Below are 13,789 nucleotides of genomic sequence, written 5' to 3' on the forward strand. Positions count from 1 at the left end.
TGGTTCCTTCCCTTTGCTTGTCTGTTTCATCCGAACCGGCGGCTTTCCCTGCCGGTCTATCCTTTCACACCGTGAAGTGTCAGGAAGGCCTCCACGGCCCTCTCCGCACGCGGCGAGAATTCCTTTTTGAGCGCTGCGGCATCCTCGCCGAGAAGCATGCGCAGATGCATGTCCGAGACGATGAGGCCGTAGAGCGTGCCGTATGCCTCGTCAGCACTGTCGAAAGCAAGCAACTTCGCTTTGCGGCCCGCTTCGAGAAGCGCGGCGGCGCGCCTGCCGATCGGCCGGCGACCGCGCTCCTGCAGAAGACGGCCGAGCCCGGCCCCCTCGCGGCTCGCCTGGCCGATGGCGAGACGGTTGAGCGCGAGCGACACATCGCCCGAAAGCACGTCGATCAGATCGCGCGCGAAAGCGACGAGATGCTGGCGCAGCGTTTCCGCCGTCAGCTTGCCGGCCTCCACCTCGACGGTGCGCACCTTGCCGGCCTGATAGGCGATCATCGCCGAGATCAGCCCGTCGCGGTCGCCGAACCACTTGTAGAGGCTTTCCTTGGAACAGTTGGCCGCACGCGCCACGCCCGCGGTGGTCAACGCGCGCTCCCCGCCCTCCACGAGCAGGCCGAGCGCACGCTCCAGCACCGCGCCCTGACGTTCCGTCAGTCCCGCGGCCGCCGCGCCGGCATGTCCCTGCTCCCAGATCTGCAAGATGTTCACCTGTTCAATTTGCGTACCGTACCGTACGGTTCGGCATCTTCTAGCGCTCTCCACCGTTCCGGTCAACAGGCTTCTTCCAATCCCGGACCGCGCGGTGATTTGCCCGGCCGAATCCAGCCGTAAACGGCTCGATCCGCCATGGAGATCCGGCAGGGTGGATTGCCGCAACGCACAATCGGACAGAAATTTTCTTTCTGCTATCTCGCTGATTTGAAACAGAAGTCCAAGGCGATGCCCCTTCATCGTGGGTCCGGATAAAATTTTTCGCTTCCCAATCCGTTTCCGCCGGTTAAGATTTGTGAGACCTGCGGTGCGGCAGGCCGCTCGCCCCGTGCGCCGGCCGGCCAAAACCCGGGCCTCAGTCAGGAGTACGAAGCCAATCGCCCTTACGCCAAGGAGACAGAAAATGTTGAATTTCCTGCCAGACCTTCACGAAGGACATGCTCCCATCACTCTGCAGCAACTGTTCGGCGATGCCCTGGAGGCATTCGACGCCTGGGAAGACGAACGCGCCGAGCCGATGGTGATCTACGAGGACCACGTCGTTCCCATAAGCGCCGTCTTCGAAAGCATGCATGACTGCACGGATATCCTGCCGCGCACCCTGGCGGAGATCGCGGCCGATGCATTGGCCCGCAATCCGGCTACGGCCGAGGTGAAGATCGCCACCTTCGGCGATGCCGCCTGCATCGCCACGGCGCTCACCGAGCAGCGCCGCCTCTACGGCGAGGCCGCCATCGCCTCCTTCCTCGACCATAACCGCGTCGACAAGCGACGACCCGCCTGACACTCATAATAGCAACACGACAAGGGGCCCCGGAAACGGGGCCTCTTCTTTTTTGGCGCGCCTTTCCGGCCCTGTTCCCGCGGTGACAGCCAGACCCGGGGGGCTGTGGGATTATCCAGTTCAAGAGCGAAACGAAACGCTCTGCCAACCCAAGGAGAGAACCCCATGCGCAAGATCACCCTTATTTCCCTCGCCCTCGTCACCGTCCTCGGCGCCGCCGCAACCCCGTCCTTCGCCCAGGTCGCCACCCATTCCGCCAGCGTCGGCGGCGGCAGCTCGACCGGTGGTGGCGGCAGCTCGACCGGCGGCGGCCGCACCAGCCACGGCGGCAACAACGGCGGCGGCGGCCACCATGAAGGCCGTGGCGACTACGCCAACGTTCCCCCGGTGAAGCACAAGAAGCCCGTCGTCATTGCCGGCAAGGGCGGCGCCTACTGCTCGACCAACTTCCGCGTCCTTTACGATGCGAATGGCCGCCGCACCAAGGTTCGCCATTGCGACGAACGCAATCTCGTCGAGATCAATTGATCGCCAGACACCATCCGAAAGGGGCGCGGCTGCCGGCCGCGCCCCTTTCGCCATTTGCAGGCCCGGCAGAAGACTGAGCGGAAAGCTTGACCCGAGACGGAGAAGCACCTATTTCTCCCGCATCGAGATTTGAACGATGACTTCTGCATTTGCGGGTTCGCCCGCACCTTGACGAACTTCCCCTTCAAATTCGACCACCCATGGTCGCCGACCGGCGACCGACGATTGATTTGACGGCTTAGGAAAGGTTTCGTCATGGCAACTGGTACCGTAAAGTGGTTCAACACGACCAAGGGCTACGGCTTCATTCAGCAGGACAGCGGTGAACCGGACGTTTTCGTCCACATCTCCGCCGTACAGCGCGCAGGCCTCGCCGGCCTCAACGAAGGTCAGAAGGTCAGCTTCGAGCTGGTCCGCGACCGCAAGTCCGGCAAGATGTCTGCCGATCAGCTCGAAGCAGCCTGATCCGGCGTTTCGCCGACTGATTGAAAAGGCCGGTTTCGACCGGCCTTTTTTGTGTCCGCTATTCGGCGTGCTCCACCGGCAGGCGCGTGCCGCTCTTCAGCACCTCCATCGAAATGGAGGCCGAGACGTCGAACAACTCGACCTTGCGCACGATGCGCTTGTAGACCACATCGTAATGCTCGACCCGCGGCAGCACGACCTTCAATATGTAGTCGTAGTTGCCCGTCAGCCGGTGCGCCTCCACCACTTCGGGAATATCCGCGATCGCCCGCGAAAACAGCGCGATCCACTCGTCGCTGTGATGCGCCGTCTTGATGAGGGCGAAGACCGTGGTGGGCACGCCCATCCTGTCCCGGTCGAGCAGGGCGACCCTGCCGGCGATATGCCCGCTTTCCTCCAGCCGCTGGATGCGCCGGGCGCAGGCGGAAAGCGACAGGTTCACCTTCTCCGCCAGCGCCGCGACGGGCGCGCCCGCATCCTCCTGCAGAAGCGCCAGCAATTTTCTGTCCCGCTCATCAAGCACGCCGAGATTCCCTTTCAAAACCAAACGAGGCGCGAATTAAGCGCGCCTGAACGCCAATTCACAAGAGGGATTGTCGGCCTCCGCCCAAAATGCCCGGAACTTTGCGAACAATCGCCGTCCTCTCCGCTGCATTCTAGTCGTCATCGAAACACCAGCGGGGAAACGACCATGAAGACGATCGGCCTTATCGGCGGCATGAGCTTCGAGAGCACGGCAGTCTATTATCGCATGATCAACGAGGCGGCGCGCGAGCGGCTCGGCGGCCTGCATTCGGCCGACGTGCTGGTGCATTCGGTCGATTTCCAGTCCATTGTCGACCTGCAGAAGGCGGGTCGCTGGGATGCGGCGGGCGAGCGCCTCGGCGCGGTCGCGGCCGGTCTTGAAAAGGCCGGCGCGCAATGCGTGCTGATCTGCACCAACACCATGCATCTCGTCGCCGACGCCGTGCAGGAAGCGGTTTCCGCCCCCGTCATCAACATCATCGACGAAGTCGCACGCGACATTCTGGCGGCCGGCAAGCGCCGCCCGCTGCTGCTCGCCACGCGCTACACGATGGAGCACGGCTTCTATGCGAACCGCATGAAGGACGCCGGTCTCGACGTCATGGTGCCGGATGAAGCCGGCCGCGCGCTGATGCACAGCGTCATCTTCAACGAACTGTGCCAGGGCAAGGTGCTGGACACGTCCCGCGAGCGCGTTCTCGCTCTCATAGAGACCGCGCGGGCCGCGGGCGCCGACAGCGTCATCCTCGGCTGCACGGAGATCTGCCTGCTGCTCGATCCCGACGCCCTGACGCTGCCCGGCTTCGATTCGACCGCGATCCATGCTCGCGCCGCCGTCGACTTCGCGCTCGGCCCGGTCGTCGCCAGCAAGGCTGCCTGAGCCGTCTCAGGCCTCACGAAGCGCGGCATCCAGCCATACGCATTCCTGCAGGCCGGCCCGTGTAAACGGGTCGGCCAATGTGCCTGAGACGATGGCTGCAAGGATCTGCGGCGCCGGCGGAATTTTCGCGACGGTGGCGACCAGCCGGTCGCGCAGCCAGGCGATGGAACGGGAATCCGACTGGTAGAACGGCGTGAAGACGTAGGACAGGAGCTGGAACAGCCGCACATGACTGCGCCGGGCATCCGCGTAACTGGCAAGTGCCTCCTCAAGCGTTGCCGCCGATGAAAGGGCATGCGCCAGCGCCGCCGCATCGAGCAAGGCCATATTGGCCCCCTGCCCGAGCTGCGGACTGGTGGAATGGGCGCTGTCGCCGATGAACGCGATGCCGTCCGCATGGGGCGGCAAGGCGGTGCGGTGGGCATAACGCGCCAGCGTCAACTGATCCCAATCCGCGATCTGGTCGAGGAACGGCACGGTCTGCGGCCAGTAATCGGCGATGCGGTCCTTCCAGCGCGCCAGCCCTTCCCGTTTTACGGTATCCGCATCCGCAGTCTTGAGGCTCCAGAAGAAGGCGGCCTTGCGCGCGCCGCCGGCCTGCGCCCGGCCGACCGGCAGCACGCCGATCATGACCTTCGCGGCATCGTAGCGCTGGGTCAGCGCGCGGGCGTCATGGGCGATCCCCTCGCAATCGAGCGTCGCCCAGAACGCACCCCAGGGCAATTCCTTCACCTTCGGCGCGACGACAGAGGCAGCGACGAGCTGCGAGCGCGCACCGCTCGCGTCGACCACCAGATCGTAATCGCCGACGATCTCCCCGACGTCGTCATGCAGCACCGTGCGGGATTGCCGTGTCTCGGCCTTGGCGAGCGTGATGCCGGTGCGGATGGGCAGTCGCGCCGCCGCCACCGCATCGTGCAGGGTGGAGAACAGCGCGGCGCGATGCACGGCAAGGCCGTAGCGTCCGCCGGCCAGCGCATCGTAGCGCACGTCGAGGACGGTGCGGCCGCTGCGGGCATCCGCACCGTGCAGGCGCTCGATACGGTTGCCGAGCGCATGGATCGCCGGGGAGAGACCGAGGGCATCCAGCACCGTGAGGCCGGTCGGCTGCATCAGCAGGCCGGAGCCGACCGGCGACGGCGCGTCGAAGCGTTCGATCAGTTCGACCCGATGGCCGGCGCGCGAGAGAAAAAGCGCCGCCGCAAGTCCCGCAGGTCCCGCGCCGGCAATGCCGATATCCAATGGCTTCATGCCCGTCCCCGATGCGGCCCCGATGGCGGGAGCCTCAGCCCTGCCCCGCATCATAGGCCGTGCGTGCGGCCCGGATCGCGGTGTGGTGATCCGTAGACCACTGCACGAGCGTGCGCAGAAGCGCAAGGAAGGATTGGCCGAGCGACGTCAGCCGGTATTCCACGCTCGGCGGCTGCGTCGGATAGACGGTGCGCGTGAGATAGCCGTCGCGCTGCAGGTCGCGCAGCGTCTGGGTCAGCATGCGCTGGGAGATATCCGGGATGAAACGGCGCAATTCGGAGAAGCGGCGCGGGCCATCCGCAAGGCCGAGGATCATCAGCGACGTCCACTTGCCGCCGACGCTGTCCAGCACATCACGCACCGGGCAATCGTCCATCGACATGGGCACGCCGTCGATGAGCAAGACCCGCTCCCCGCGCGCACGATCGACGATCCTGTTCATAGCCGGTTCCCTCCAGGTAACCACCGCAGAAAAAACTGCCTTCTTTACAAGCTCTATCAGATTACCGGATAAGAGCAAGTCTCAATAAGAGACCAACATTCAGCAGGACATGAGGCTCCTCCCCGCCGCTCCTGCCAGAAAGGGAAAGACATGACCGATACGCTTCTCGTCACCGGCGCCTCCGGCCAGCTCGGCCGCCTCGTCCTCGATGCGCTCCTCGCCTCCGGCAAGGTCGCGCCCGCCGGCATCGTCGCCACCACGCGCGACACGGCCAAGCTCGCGGACTATGCCGCCAGGGGCGTCACCGTCCGCGCCGCCGATTTCGACGACCCGGCCTCGCTCGACGCCGCCTTCGCCGGCGCGACCAAGGTGTTGATCGTCTCCACCGACGCGCTCGACCAGCCCGGCAAGCGCCTTACCCAGCACACCGCAGCCGTCGCCGCCGCCAGGAAGGCCGGCGTGAAGCACATCCTCTACACGTCCATGCCGCAGCCGGACGATTCGCTCGTCACCTTCGCCCCCGACCATCTCGGCACCGAGGACGCCATCAAGGCGACCGGCATTCCCTACACGATCCTGCGCGACGGCTGGTATGCGGAAAACCTCTTCATGTCGCTGCCGCATGCCCTGGAAGCCGGCGCCTGGTACACCTCCACCGGCGAAGGCAGGATCGCGCATATCACGCGCGCCGACACGGCAGCGGCCCTTGCCGGCGCCCTGCTGAAGGCTGGCGATGAAAGCAGGACCTACACGCTGACTGGCACGAAGAGCCGCACGGCGGAGGAAATCGCCGCCGTCGTTTCCGCCGCGACCGGAAAGCCGCTGAAGGTGGTGCATGTCACCGACGCCCAGCTTGCCGAGGGCCTGAAGGCCGCCGGCCTGCCGGAAGGCTTCATCCCGACAATCGTTTCCTTCGACGCCAACACGCGCGAAGGCAAGATCGCCGCCGTCACCGGCGATGCCGAGGCACTCTCCGGCAGCAAGCCGACGTCCTTCGAGGACTTCGTCGCCGCCAGCAAGGCAGCCTTCCTCGGTTGAGGGGAAAGTGGTGCGGCGCTCGAAAGAGCGCCGCCCTCAGATATCCTGGCCGCAGGCGCGGCAGAAGCGCCGCACCGTTTCCGCCATGCCGTATTCCAGCGCATCGCCGGTCAGGCCATGGCCGATGGAGACTTCCGCAAGGTGCGGAATGCGGGCGACGAGCGCCGGGAGGTTGGCCACCGTCAGGTCATGGCCGGCATTGACGGCAAGGCCGAGGTCGCGGGCGATATCCGCCGTCTCGCCGAGCAGGTCGAGAATGCGCGCGCCCTCCGCCGGATCGTCGAAGCAGCCGCCGTAGGGGCCGGTATAAAGCTCGATCCGGTCCGCGCCGATATCCCGCGCAATGGTCAGCGCCTCGCGGTCCGGATCGCCGTCGGCGAACACCGAGACACGCAGGCCCAGCTTCTTCAGCCGCCCGACAATATTGCCGAGCAGGTTGTGGTTCCTGCGAAAATCCCAGCCATGGTCCGATGTCGCCTGCGACGGATCGTCGGGCACGAGTGTCACCTGCTCGGGGCGATGTTCCTCCACGAGGCGCATGAAGTTCTCTTCGGGGAAGCCTTCGATGTTGAATTCCGTGCCGGAAAACTCGCCGTCGATCAGCGTGCGGATCGGCGCGAGGTCGCTGAAGCGGACATGGCGCTGGTCCGGCCGGGGATGGACCGTGATGCCGCTTGCGCCCGCCTCCAGCGCGATCCGCCCGAGATGCGTGACGCTCGGCCAGGGCAGGTCGCGGCGATTGCGCAGCATGGCGATGGCATTGAGGTTGACCGACAGCTTCGCAGGCATGGCGACAGGCTCCTAGATTGCTGGCTCAACGTCTAGCCGGTTGTTTCCACAAGGGCAATCGCCGCAAGGCCCCAGGAAACCGGGCCTGCGGAGGAATTGGCGGCACCCTGCGTCATTCGCACTTGCCGATCATCAAGAATCATCGATAAATTCCCCACGAATTTTTGGGGTGCCTGTACACTGGGCGCCAGCGATTCGAGGAACGGGAAGGATATCAGGCAGCGCCGATGGTCTCCTCTTTGGCGGTACCATGACGAAGACGGACAGGCCGGCGTGCGAACTCGTGCGACGCGCCCTTGGCGCGATCATGGCCAGCGATACCTTCGCCCGTTCAGAGCGGCTGCGCTCCTTCCTCTCCTACATTGTCGAGAACGAACTGTCCGGCAAGGCCGCCCAGTTGAAGGGCTACAGCATCGGCATCGACGTTTTCAGCCGCGCGCCGGGCTTCGACGCGGGCAACGACCCGCTGGTGCGCGTGCAGGCCGGCAAGCTCAGGAAGCTGCTGGAACAATATTACCAGACCGAGGGCGCGGCCGACCCGCTGCGCATCTTCGTGCCGCTCGGCAGCTATGTGCCGGAATACCGCCTTTTCCAGCCCGACCGGCAGGATGCCGCCGCGCCGGCATCCCGCGCCTCCCGGCCGAAGCCGCAGGGCCGCCGCTCCTGGCTCCCGGCTCCGGTATCCTCCCCGCTCGCGCTCTTCTCGCTGCTGCCGCTCATCTTCCTCGCCCCGTCCGTCTATCCGGAAACGACCAATGCGGCGATCGCCAAGGCGCAGTCCACCCTCTTCGCGCAGGGTAGCGCCGCAAGCGAGGCCCCGGCCCTGCCCTACCTGCAGATCGTGCAATGCTGGCCCGCCGGCGGCGACTGCAACACGCTGGCAGCGGCCATCTCCAAATTCGCGGGCTACTACAAGACCGTGCATATCGGCGGACCCTACGGCACGAACGCGCCCGATCCATTGTCCTATGCCATCCGCATCGAGAACCGGCCGGACGGGAGCGGCATCTATGCCCGGCTGATCCACGAAAAAACCGGCGCAACGGTCTATACGCGGCATTTCACCCGCCAACAGTTGCGCAGCGAAACGGGCCTTGCCTACGAGGCCGTGGCCTTCGCCGCGCGCGCCTTTTCGGCGAGTGGCCCGCTCTATCGCCACGCGGCGCGCACCGGCACGGCCAGCGGCATCATGGAATGCCTCGCCCGCGAAGAGCGCCGCCCGCCGCGCGGGCTGCTACAGGCCGGACAGGCGCGCGACTGCGTCGCCAGCGCATCCAAGGCGCTCGCCGATGCCGGCCTGCGCAAGACCATCGCCCGCTGAAGCCTTTCGGCGGCTTTGCGCCCGGAACGCTCCACGCGATCAATTTCGCAAGATACATCCCTAGATATAACGATAGGAATCCCCGCCCCGCAGGCCTATTGTGAAGACTGCGGGCGAGTAGTGCTTACCGCTCGGGTTCACGATTGCACATCCCGAATGAATCCGAAACTCACGAAAATCGTATGCAACCATGCTCGATTTGCACAGATCGGCAGGCTATAGCGGACAGGACAATATCCGCCGTCCCGACATCCAGTCTCAGGGGGAGAGGGTGTCGCGCCGGCGACCGGGGGATAATGACATGACGACTTTTTCAACGCGCGGGCTGCTTTCATGATGACCACCGAGTCGAAGAAAGCCGAGGCCCGGACGGGCGGACGCAGATCCATCCGCTACCTGCCGGTGGCCCCGCTGCCGGAAAACCTGCCGGAAGGGCGGCTTGCCATCGCGGACATGGCGAACGCCTTCGGCGTGACCCATCGCACGCTGCACTTCTATGAGGAAAAGGGACTGCTGACCGCCACGCGCGTCGGCCCCATGCGGGTTTATGGGCCGGAGGAAATCCAGCAGATGGCGGTGGTCAACACCTGCCGCGAGACGGGCATGCCCGTCGCCGTGATCCAGGAACTGCTGGAACGGCTTTCCGCCGCCGATAGCCAGGAAGAGGCCGACACCGCCTTCCGCACCGCCATGACGGCGCGCAAGCGGGAACTGGCCGCCCAGCAATCGACGATCCGCCGGCAGATGCAGCAGATCAACGAGCTTCTGGACTTTACCGGCGCGCATGAAAGCGAGAGCAACGACAACACGCCGCAGGCGCATCTGACGCCCGTCGAACTGCGCTGCCTCGCGCTGATGGCCGAAGGCTATCCCACGAGCCGCATTGCCCGCGCGCTCGAGGTCGAGCCGGGCGAAGTGCAGGTGATGGAGAAGACCATTATCGGCAAGTTCAACAGCAGCAACCGTTTCCAGGCCGTCGCCAAGGCGGTCATGCTGGGGATCGTCGGCCACTGAGGCCGACGTAAGCGGCCGGACATGATGACCGGCGCTTCCATCCGCTTCCCGGGAAGCGGTCCGTGGTGCGGGGCCTTGGCTATCGCACCACGGTAAGCGTTTCGGCCGCGCGCGTAATGGCCGTGTAGAGCCAGCGTTCGCGCGTATCGCGGAAGGCGAAGCTCTCGTCGAACAGCACGACATTGTTCCACTGCGAACCCTGCGCCTTGTGCACCGTCAGCGCATAGCCGAAATCGAACTCGTCGTAGCGCTTGCGCGTCGACCACGGAATCTCTTCCTCGACATTCTCGAAGGCGGCCTTCAGCAGCTTGATCTTGGCCGCGCCGCGATCCATGTCGTCGTCTTCGGGCCGGATCATCAGGTTGATGCCGGGCTTCACCGTTTCCTTGGATGAACTCATCACCTGCCAGAGCGAGCCGTTGAGCAGGCCCTTGGCCGGGTCGTTGCGAAGGCACACCAGCTTGTCGCCGGATTGCGGATATTCGGTCGTAAAACCCTTCAGCTCGCGAAGGCGCTGGTTATAGCGCCGGCGCGTCCGGTTGGTGCCGACGAGAACCTGATCGGCATCGAGCACCAATGTCTGGTCGACCTCGCTGCGGCCGATGACGCGCGCCGCGCCATAGTCGCCATAGGCGATGTCGTTACCCTCGCGCACCTGCATGGCGAGCTGGATGATCGGGTTGTCGCGCGCCTGCCGGTGGATTTCCGTCAGGAGATAATCCGGTTCCTGGTTGGTGAAGTAGCCGCCGCCGGAGACGGGCGGCAACTGGCCGGGATCGCCGAGCACGAGGATGGGCGTGCCGAAGCTCATCAGGTCGCGGCCGAGCGCCTCGTCCACCATGGAGCATTCGTCGATGACGACGAGCGCCGCCTTGGCGACCGGGCTCTGGCGATTGATGGAAAACATCGGCGAGACCGAGGTCTTGCCGGTCTCCTCGTCCTCCACCTCTTCCTCGCCGCGCGGGCGATAGATCAGCGAATGGATCGTCTTGGCGTTGCGCGCGCCCTTGGAGCGCAACACCTGCGCCGCCTTGCCGGTGAAGGCGGCGAACAGCACCTCGCCGTCGACATGCTCGGCGAAATAGCGCGCAAGCGTGGTCTTGCCGGTGCCGGCATAGCCGAAGAGCCGGAACAGCGGGTCACGACCGTCCTTGAGCCATCGCGAGACGGCCTTCAGCGCTTCATCCTGTTGGGGTGCGAATTCCATGCCCGGACTTGGCAGGATTCGCGGGCGCGAGGCAAGGGGCATTGCCGGCGCAGCGGCGCGAAGAAATGCCCTTCCCCCGGATTTGGCCCTGTTCGCCGAAGACCTGCCGCGCTATGCAGGGCGCAACCTCCGGAGCGATGATTTGTCCCCCGCCTCCCGCACACCGAACGACACAGCGCCCGCGCCGGGCGGCCTCGGCAAATGGCCGGCCGCCGCGCAATGGTGCCTCGTCGGCGGCCTTTCGCTCGTGACCACCGTGCCGCTGGAAATCGCCGGCTTTCCGGCCGCCCTCCTCATGGGGCCGATGCTCGCCGGCATTTTCGCGGCGCTCGGCGGCAGCACGATCCGCCTGCCGCGTATCTTCTTCTTCGCCGTGCAGGTCGTGCTGGCGCTGATGATCGCGACAATGGTGTCGGAGGATTTCGTCGGCACCTTCGCGCGGAACTGGCCGGTGGTGCTTCTTGTCGTGCTCTCCGTCATAGCGGTCAGCACGCTGTCCGGCTGGATGATCGCACGCACCGGCCTCTTGCCCGGCACGACGGCGATCTGGGGTTCGTCGGCGGGCGCGGCCTCCACCATGCTGATGATGGCCGAAGCCTATGGCGCGGATGCCCGCCTCGTCGCCTTCATGCAATATCTGCGCGTCGTCTTCGTCGCGAGCCTTGCGACGCTGGTCGCCCATTTCGGCGGGCATGACGGCGCGACGGTGCCGCCGCACGCCTGGTTCGAGCCGGTGCCGATGCTGCCGCTCGCCGCCATGCTGGCCATCGGCGTCCTTGCCGGGCTTGCCGGCCAGAGGCTGCGCATACCGGCCGGCGCCTTCCTCGTGCCCTTTGCGCTTGCCTCGATGCTCAACGCCTCCGGCACGGTGACGATCGCCCTGCCGCAATGGCTGCTCGTCGCCGCCTTCGCCCTGCTCGGCTGGAATATCGGCCTCGGCTTCACCCGCACCATCCTGCTGCACGCGCGCCGGGCGCTGCTGCCGACGGTCATCTCCATCGTCGCGCTGATCGGTTTTTCCGGCCTGCTCGCCGGCCTGCTCATGCTGCTGCTGGATGTCGATCCGCTGACCGCCTATCTGGCGACCAGCCCCGGTGGCCTCGATTCCATCGCCGTCATCGCCGCCTCCGCCAAGGTGGATGTCGCCTTCGTCATGACGCTGCAGACGGCGCGGCTGATCCTCGTATCGCTCATCGGCCCCTGGCTCGCCCGCTTCATGGCCGACAGGGCCTGAAGCTGCGCTAGCGCAGCATCGGCCAGAGGCTGGCGACCAGCAGAAGCGCCATCGTGATGTTGAACCACTTGAGCCGCACCGGATCGGACAGCCATTCGCGCAGCGCCGAGCCGAAGCCGGCCCAGGTGGAAACGCTCGGGAAATTGACGATGGCGAAGGCGACGCCGACGATCAGCACGCTCATCGTGTAGTTCGCCGAATTGGTATAGGTCGCCATGGCGGAAACGGCCATGACCCAGGCCTTCGGATTCACCCACTGGAAGGCGGCCGCTTCGAGGAAGCTCATCGGCCGCGCGCCGGTCTTGCCCTCGCCGATGCTGCGCGACGTGCCGATCTTCCAGGCGATCCAGACAAGATACGCCCCGCCGGCGAATTTCAGCACCGTATAGACCAGCGGCACCGCCTCCAGCAGCGCGCCGAGGCCGAAGCCGACGGCCAGCAGCAGGATGAGGAAGCCGACGCCGATGCCGCACATATGCGGAATCGTGCGCACGAAGCCGAAATTCACACCCGATGCGAAAAGCATCATGTTGTTCGGGCCGGGCGTTATGGAAGTGGTGAAGGCGAAGACGAGAAGCGCCAGAAAGATTTCGATCTGCATCACAGACCCTTGTTATCCGGATTGTTTTTTCCGATTGATAGTCCATCTCTTGGCCAGGACCAGCCAATTCTTGTCATTGATACAATTCCGGCTGGTGATGCATCGTTTGCGGAGCACGACATGAAAGCGGAACTACCGGCAGTTACCCTTCCCGGCGGACGGCAGGTGCCGGCGCTCGGCCTCGGCACCTGGCACATGGGCGAAGGCTACGCCTCGCCGGACGAGGAGGTCGCAAGCCTCAGGGCCGGCCTCGACCTCGGCATGACGGTGATCGACACGGCCGAAATGTATGCCGACGGCGGCGCGGAAGAGGTGGTGGGCGAAGCCATCCGCGGCCGGCGCGACGAGGTTTTCCTCGTCAGCAAGGTGCTGCCCTACAATGCCAGCCGCGCCGGCACCATCGCCGCCTGCGAGGCAAGCCTGAAGCGGCTCGGCACCGACCATATCGAACTCTACCTGCTGCACTGGCGCGGCCGCTACCCGCTGGCGGAAACCGTCGAGGCCTTCGAGACGCTGAAGGCGCAGGGCAAGATCGGCGCCTGGGGCGTTTCCAATTTCGACGAGCCGGACATGAAGGAACTGCTGGGCGCCGCCGAGCCGTCGCGTCCCGCCGCCAACCAGGTGCTCTACAATCTCGCCCGGCGCGGCATCGAGTTCGATCTCCTGCGCTGGAGCCAGGTGCAGGGCATCCCGATCATGGCCTATTCGCCGCTCGACGAGGGCAGGCTCATCGGCCATCCGGCGCTGGAGGAGATCGGCCTTGTCCACAATGCCAGCAGCGCCCAGGTCGCCCTCGCCTTCCTGCTCACCAAGGCCGGCGTCATCGCCATCCCGAAATCCGGCTCGCCGGAGCGGGTGCGCGAGAACCTGCGCGCCGCCGAAATCCGCCTCACCTCGGAGGACCTGCGCCTCCTCGACGCCGCCTTCCCCCCGCCGACCCGCAAGCGGCCGCTGGAGATGATCTGAGGGGCAGAAACAAAAGGGCCTCCCCGTT

Annotated in this window: 16 protein-coding genes; 9 read left to right on the forward strand and 7 right to left on the reverse strand. The window is 65.4% G+C overall.

From position 1 onward, the window contains the following. Positions 1-56: 56 nt before the first annotated feature. Positions 57-704 carry a TetR/AcrR family transcriptional regulator C-terminal domain-containing protein gene (locus K8M09_RS10050; RefSeq protein ID WP_160785944.1) on the reverse strand — a complete coding sequence of 216 codons (648 nt, stop codon included), beginning with the start codon at positions 702-704 and terminating at the stop codon, positions 57-59. 415 nt (positions 705-1,119) lie between these two features. Here K8M09_RS10050 and K8M09_RS10055 point away from each other — a divergent pair, with 415 nt between their 5' ends. The 3 genes from K8M09_RS10055 to K8M09_RS10065 all read left to right on the forward strand — a co-directional run bounded on the left by K8M09_RS10055 (position 1,120) and on the right by K8M09_RS10065 (position 2,493). Next, positions 1,120-1,500: a BRA0787 family protein gene (locus K8M09_RS10055; protein ID WP_160785945.1), complete on the forward strand. Its 381-nt coding sequence runs from the start codon at positions 1,120-1,122 to the stop codon at positions 1,498-1,500. Positions 1,501-1,665: 165 nt separating this feature from the next. Further along, a complete protein-coding gene (locus K8M09_RS10060) occupies positions 1,666-2,028 on the forward strand; it encodes a hypothetical protein (protein ID WP_160785946.1) in 363 nt (120 codons plus the stop codon). 255 nt (positions 2,029-2,283) lie between these two features. Beyond that, on the forward strand, positions 2,284-2,493 hold the full coding sequence (locus K8M09_RS10065; protein ID WP_160785947.1) for a cold-shock protein: 210 nt from the start codon (positions 2,284-2,286) through the stop codon (positions 2,491-2,493). A gap of 58 nt (positions 2,494-2,551) precedes the next feature. On the opposite strand, the gene K8M09_RS10070 is transcribed toward K8M09_RS10065, so the two are convergent. After that, positions 2,552-3,016 (reverse strand): Lrp/AsnC family transcriptional regulator, encoded by a 465-nt coding sequence (locus tag K8M09_RS10070; RefSeq protein WP_160785948.1) that lies wholly within the window; start codon positions 3,014-3,016, stop codon positions 2,552-2,554. Between the two features lie 168 nt (positions 3,017-3,184). Between K8M09_RS10070 and K8M09_RS10075 the strand changes: the two genes are divergently transcribed. Further along, positions 3,185-3,898 carry an aspartate/glutamate racemase family protein gene (locus tag K8M09_RS10075; RefSeq protein ID WP_160785949.1) on the forward strand — a complete coding sequence of 238 codons (714 nt, stop codon included), beginning with the start codon at positions 3,185-3,187 and terminating at the stop codon, positions 3,896-3,898. A gap of 6 nt (positions 3,899-3,904) precedes the next feature. Here K8M09_RS10075 and K8M09_RS10080 read toward each other — a convergent pair whose 3' ends face one another. Then, entirely contained in the window at positions 3,905-5,149 is a 1,245-nt protein-coding gene (locus K8M09_RS10080) for an FAD-dependent oxidoreductase (RefSeq protein WP_160785950.1), read from the reverse strand. 34 nt (positions 5,150-5,183) lie between these two features. Further along, complete coding sequence (locus tag K8M09_RS10085; RefSeq protein ID WP_160785951.1) at positions 5,184-5,591, reverse strand: winged helix-turn-helix transcriptional regulator; 408 nt, start codon at positions 5,589-5,591, stop codon at positions 5,184-5,186. Positions 5,592-5,741: 150 nt separating this feature from the next. Here K8M09_RS10085 and K8M09_RS10090 point away from each other — a divergent pair, with 150 nt between their 5' ends. Continuing rightward, entirely contained in the window at positions 5,742-6,629 is an 888-nt protein-coding gene (locus K8M09_RS10090; RefSeq protein ID WP_160785952.1) for an SDR family oxidoreductase, read from the forward strand. Between the two features lie 36 nt (positions 6,630-6,665). Here K8M09_RS10090 and K8M09_RS10095 read toward each other — a convergent pair whose 3' ends face one another. Next, positions 6,666-7,418, reverse strand: coding sequence for a pyridoxine 5'-phosphate synthase (locus tag K8M09_RS10095; protein WP_160785953.1), 753 nt, complete (start codon positions 7,416-7,418; stop codon positions 6,666-6,668). 250 nt (positions 7,419-7,668) lie between these two features. Between K8M09_RS10095 and K8M09_RS10100 the strand changes: the two genes are divergently transcribed. Both K8M09_RS10100 and K8M09_RS10105 read left to right on the forward strand, forming a co-directional pair. Next, a complete protein-coding gene (locus tag K8M09_RS10100; protein ID WP_160785954.1) occupies positions 7,669-8,739 on the forward strand; it encodes a hypothetical protein in 1,071 nt (356 codons plus the stop codon). Positions 8,740-9,075: 336 nt separating this feature from the next. After that, positions 9,076-9,753 (forward strand): MerR family transcriptional regulator, encoded by a 678-nt coding sequence (locus tag K8M09_RS10105; protein WP_380734851.1) that lies wholly within the window; start codon positions 9,076-9,078, stop codon positions 9,751-9,753. Positions 9,754-9,832: 79 nt separating this feature from the next. Here K8M09_RS10105 and K8M09_RS10110 read toward each other — a convergent pair whose 3' ends face one another. Next, on the reverse strand, positions 9,833-10,960 hold the full coding sequence (locus tag K8M09_RS10110) for an ATP-dependent DNA helicase (RefSeq protein ID WP_160785955.1): 1,128 nt from the start codon (positions 10,958-10,960) through the stop codon (positions 9,833-9,835). 142 nt (positions 10,961-11,102) lie between these two features. On the opposite strand from K8M09_RS10110, the gene K8M09_RS10115 reads away from it, so the two are divergent. After that, complete coding sequence (locus K8M09_RS10115) at positions 11,103-12,194, forward strand: AbrB family transcriptional regulator (RefSeq protein WP_229341804.1); 1,092 nt, start codon at positions 11,103-11,105, stop codon at positions 12,192-12,194. Between the two features lie 7 nt (positions 12,195-12,201). Here K8M09_RS10115 and K8M09_RS10120 read toward each other — a convergent pair whose 3' ends face one another. After that, entirely contained in the window at positions 12,202-12,795 is a 594-nt protein-coding gene (locus K8M09_RS10120; RefSeq protein WP_160785957.1) for a LysE family translocator, read from the reverse strand. A gap of 120 nt (positions 12,796-12,915) precedes the next feature. On the opposite strand from K8M09_RS10120, the gene K8M09_RS10125 reads away from it, so the two are divergent. Beyond that, a complete protein-coding gene (locus tag K8M09_RS10125) occupies positions 12,916-13,761 on the forward strand; it encodes an aldo/keto reductase (protein WP_160785958.1) in 846 nt (281 codons plus the stop codon). Positions 13,762-13,789: the final 28 nt, after the last annotated feature.

This window comes from Shinella zoogloeoides, assembly GCF_020883495.1.
GTDB classification, from domain to species: domain Bacteria; phylum Pseudomonadota; class Alphaproteobacteria; order Rhizobiales; family Rhizobiaceae; genus Shinella; species Shinella zoogloeoides.

Excerpts from the sequence above, each read along its gene's own strand:
- K8M09_RS10110 (WP_160785955.1), bottom strand. The coding sequence starts at position 10,960 with ATGGAATTCGCACCCCAACAGGATGAAGCGCTGAAGGCCGTCTCGCGA.
- K8M09_RS10120 (WP_160785957.1), bottom strand. The coding sequence starts at position 12,795 with ATGCAGATCGAAATCTTTCTGGCGCTTCTCGTCTTCGCCTTCACCACT.
- K8M09_RS10085 (WP_160785951.1), bottom strand. The coding sequence starts at position 5,591 with ATGAACAGGATCGTCGATCGTGCGCGCGGGGAGCGGGTCTTGCTCATC.
- K8M09_RS10055 (WP_160785945.1), top strand. The coding sequence starts at position 1,120 with ATGTTGAATTTCCTGCCAGACCTTCACGAAGGACATGCTCCCATCACT.
- K8M09_RS10105 (WP_380734851.1), top strand. The coding sequence starts at position 9,076 with ATGACCACCGAGTCGAAGAAAGCCGAGGCCCGGACGGGCGGACGCAGA.
- K8M09_RS10100 (WP_160785954.1), top strand. The coding sequence starts at position 7,669 with ATGACGAAGACGGACAGGCCGGCGTGCGAACTCGTGCGACGCGCCCTT.
- K8M09_RS10065 (WP_160785947.1), top strand. The coding sequence starts at position 2,284 with ATGGCAACTGGTACCGTAAAGTGGTTCAACACGACCAAGGGCTACGGC.
- K8M09_RS10075 (WP_160785949.1), top strand. The coding sequence starts at position 3,185 with ATGAAGACGATCGGCCTTATCGGCGGCATGAGCTTCGAGAGCACGGCA.
- K8M09_RS10095 (WP_160785953.1), bottom strand. The coding sequence starts at position 7,418 with ATGCCTGCGAAGCTGTCGGTCAACCTCAATGCCATCGCCATGCTGCGC.
- K8M09_RS10125 (WP_160785958.1), top strand. The coding sequence starts at position 12,916 with ATGAAAGCGGAACTACCGGCAGTTACCCTTCCCGGCGGACGGCAGGTG.
- K8M09_RS10060 (WP_160785946.1), top strand. The coding sequence starts at position 1,666 with ATGCGCAAGATCACCCTTATTTCCCTCGCCCTCGTCACCGTCCTCGGC.
- K8M09_RS10080 (WP_160785950.1), bottom strand. The coding sequence starts at position 5,149 with ATGAAGCCATTGGATATCGGCATTGCCGGCGCGGGACCTGCGGGACTT.
- K8M09_RS10090 (WP_160785952.1), top strand. The coding sequence starts at position 5,742 with ATGACCGATACGCTTCTCGTCACCGGCGCCTCCGGCCAGCTCGGCCGC.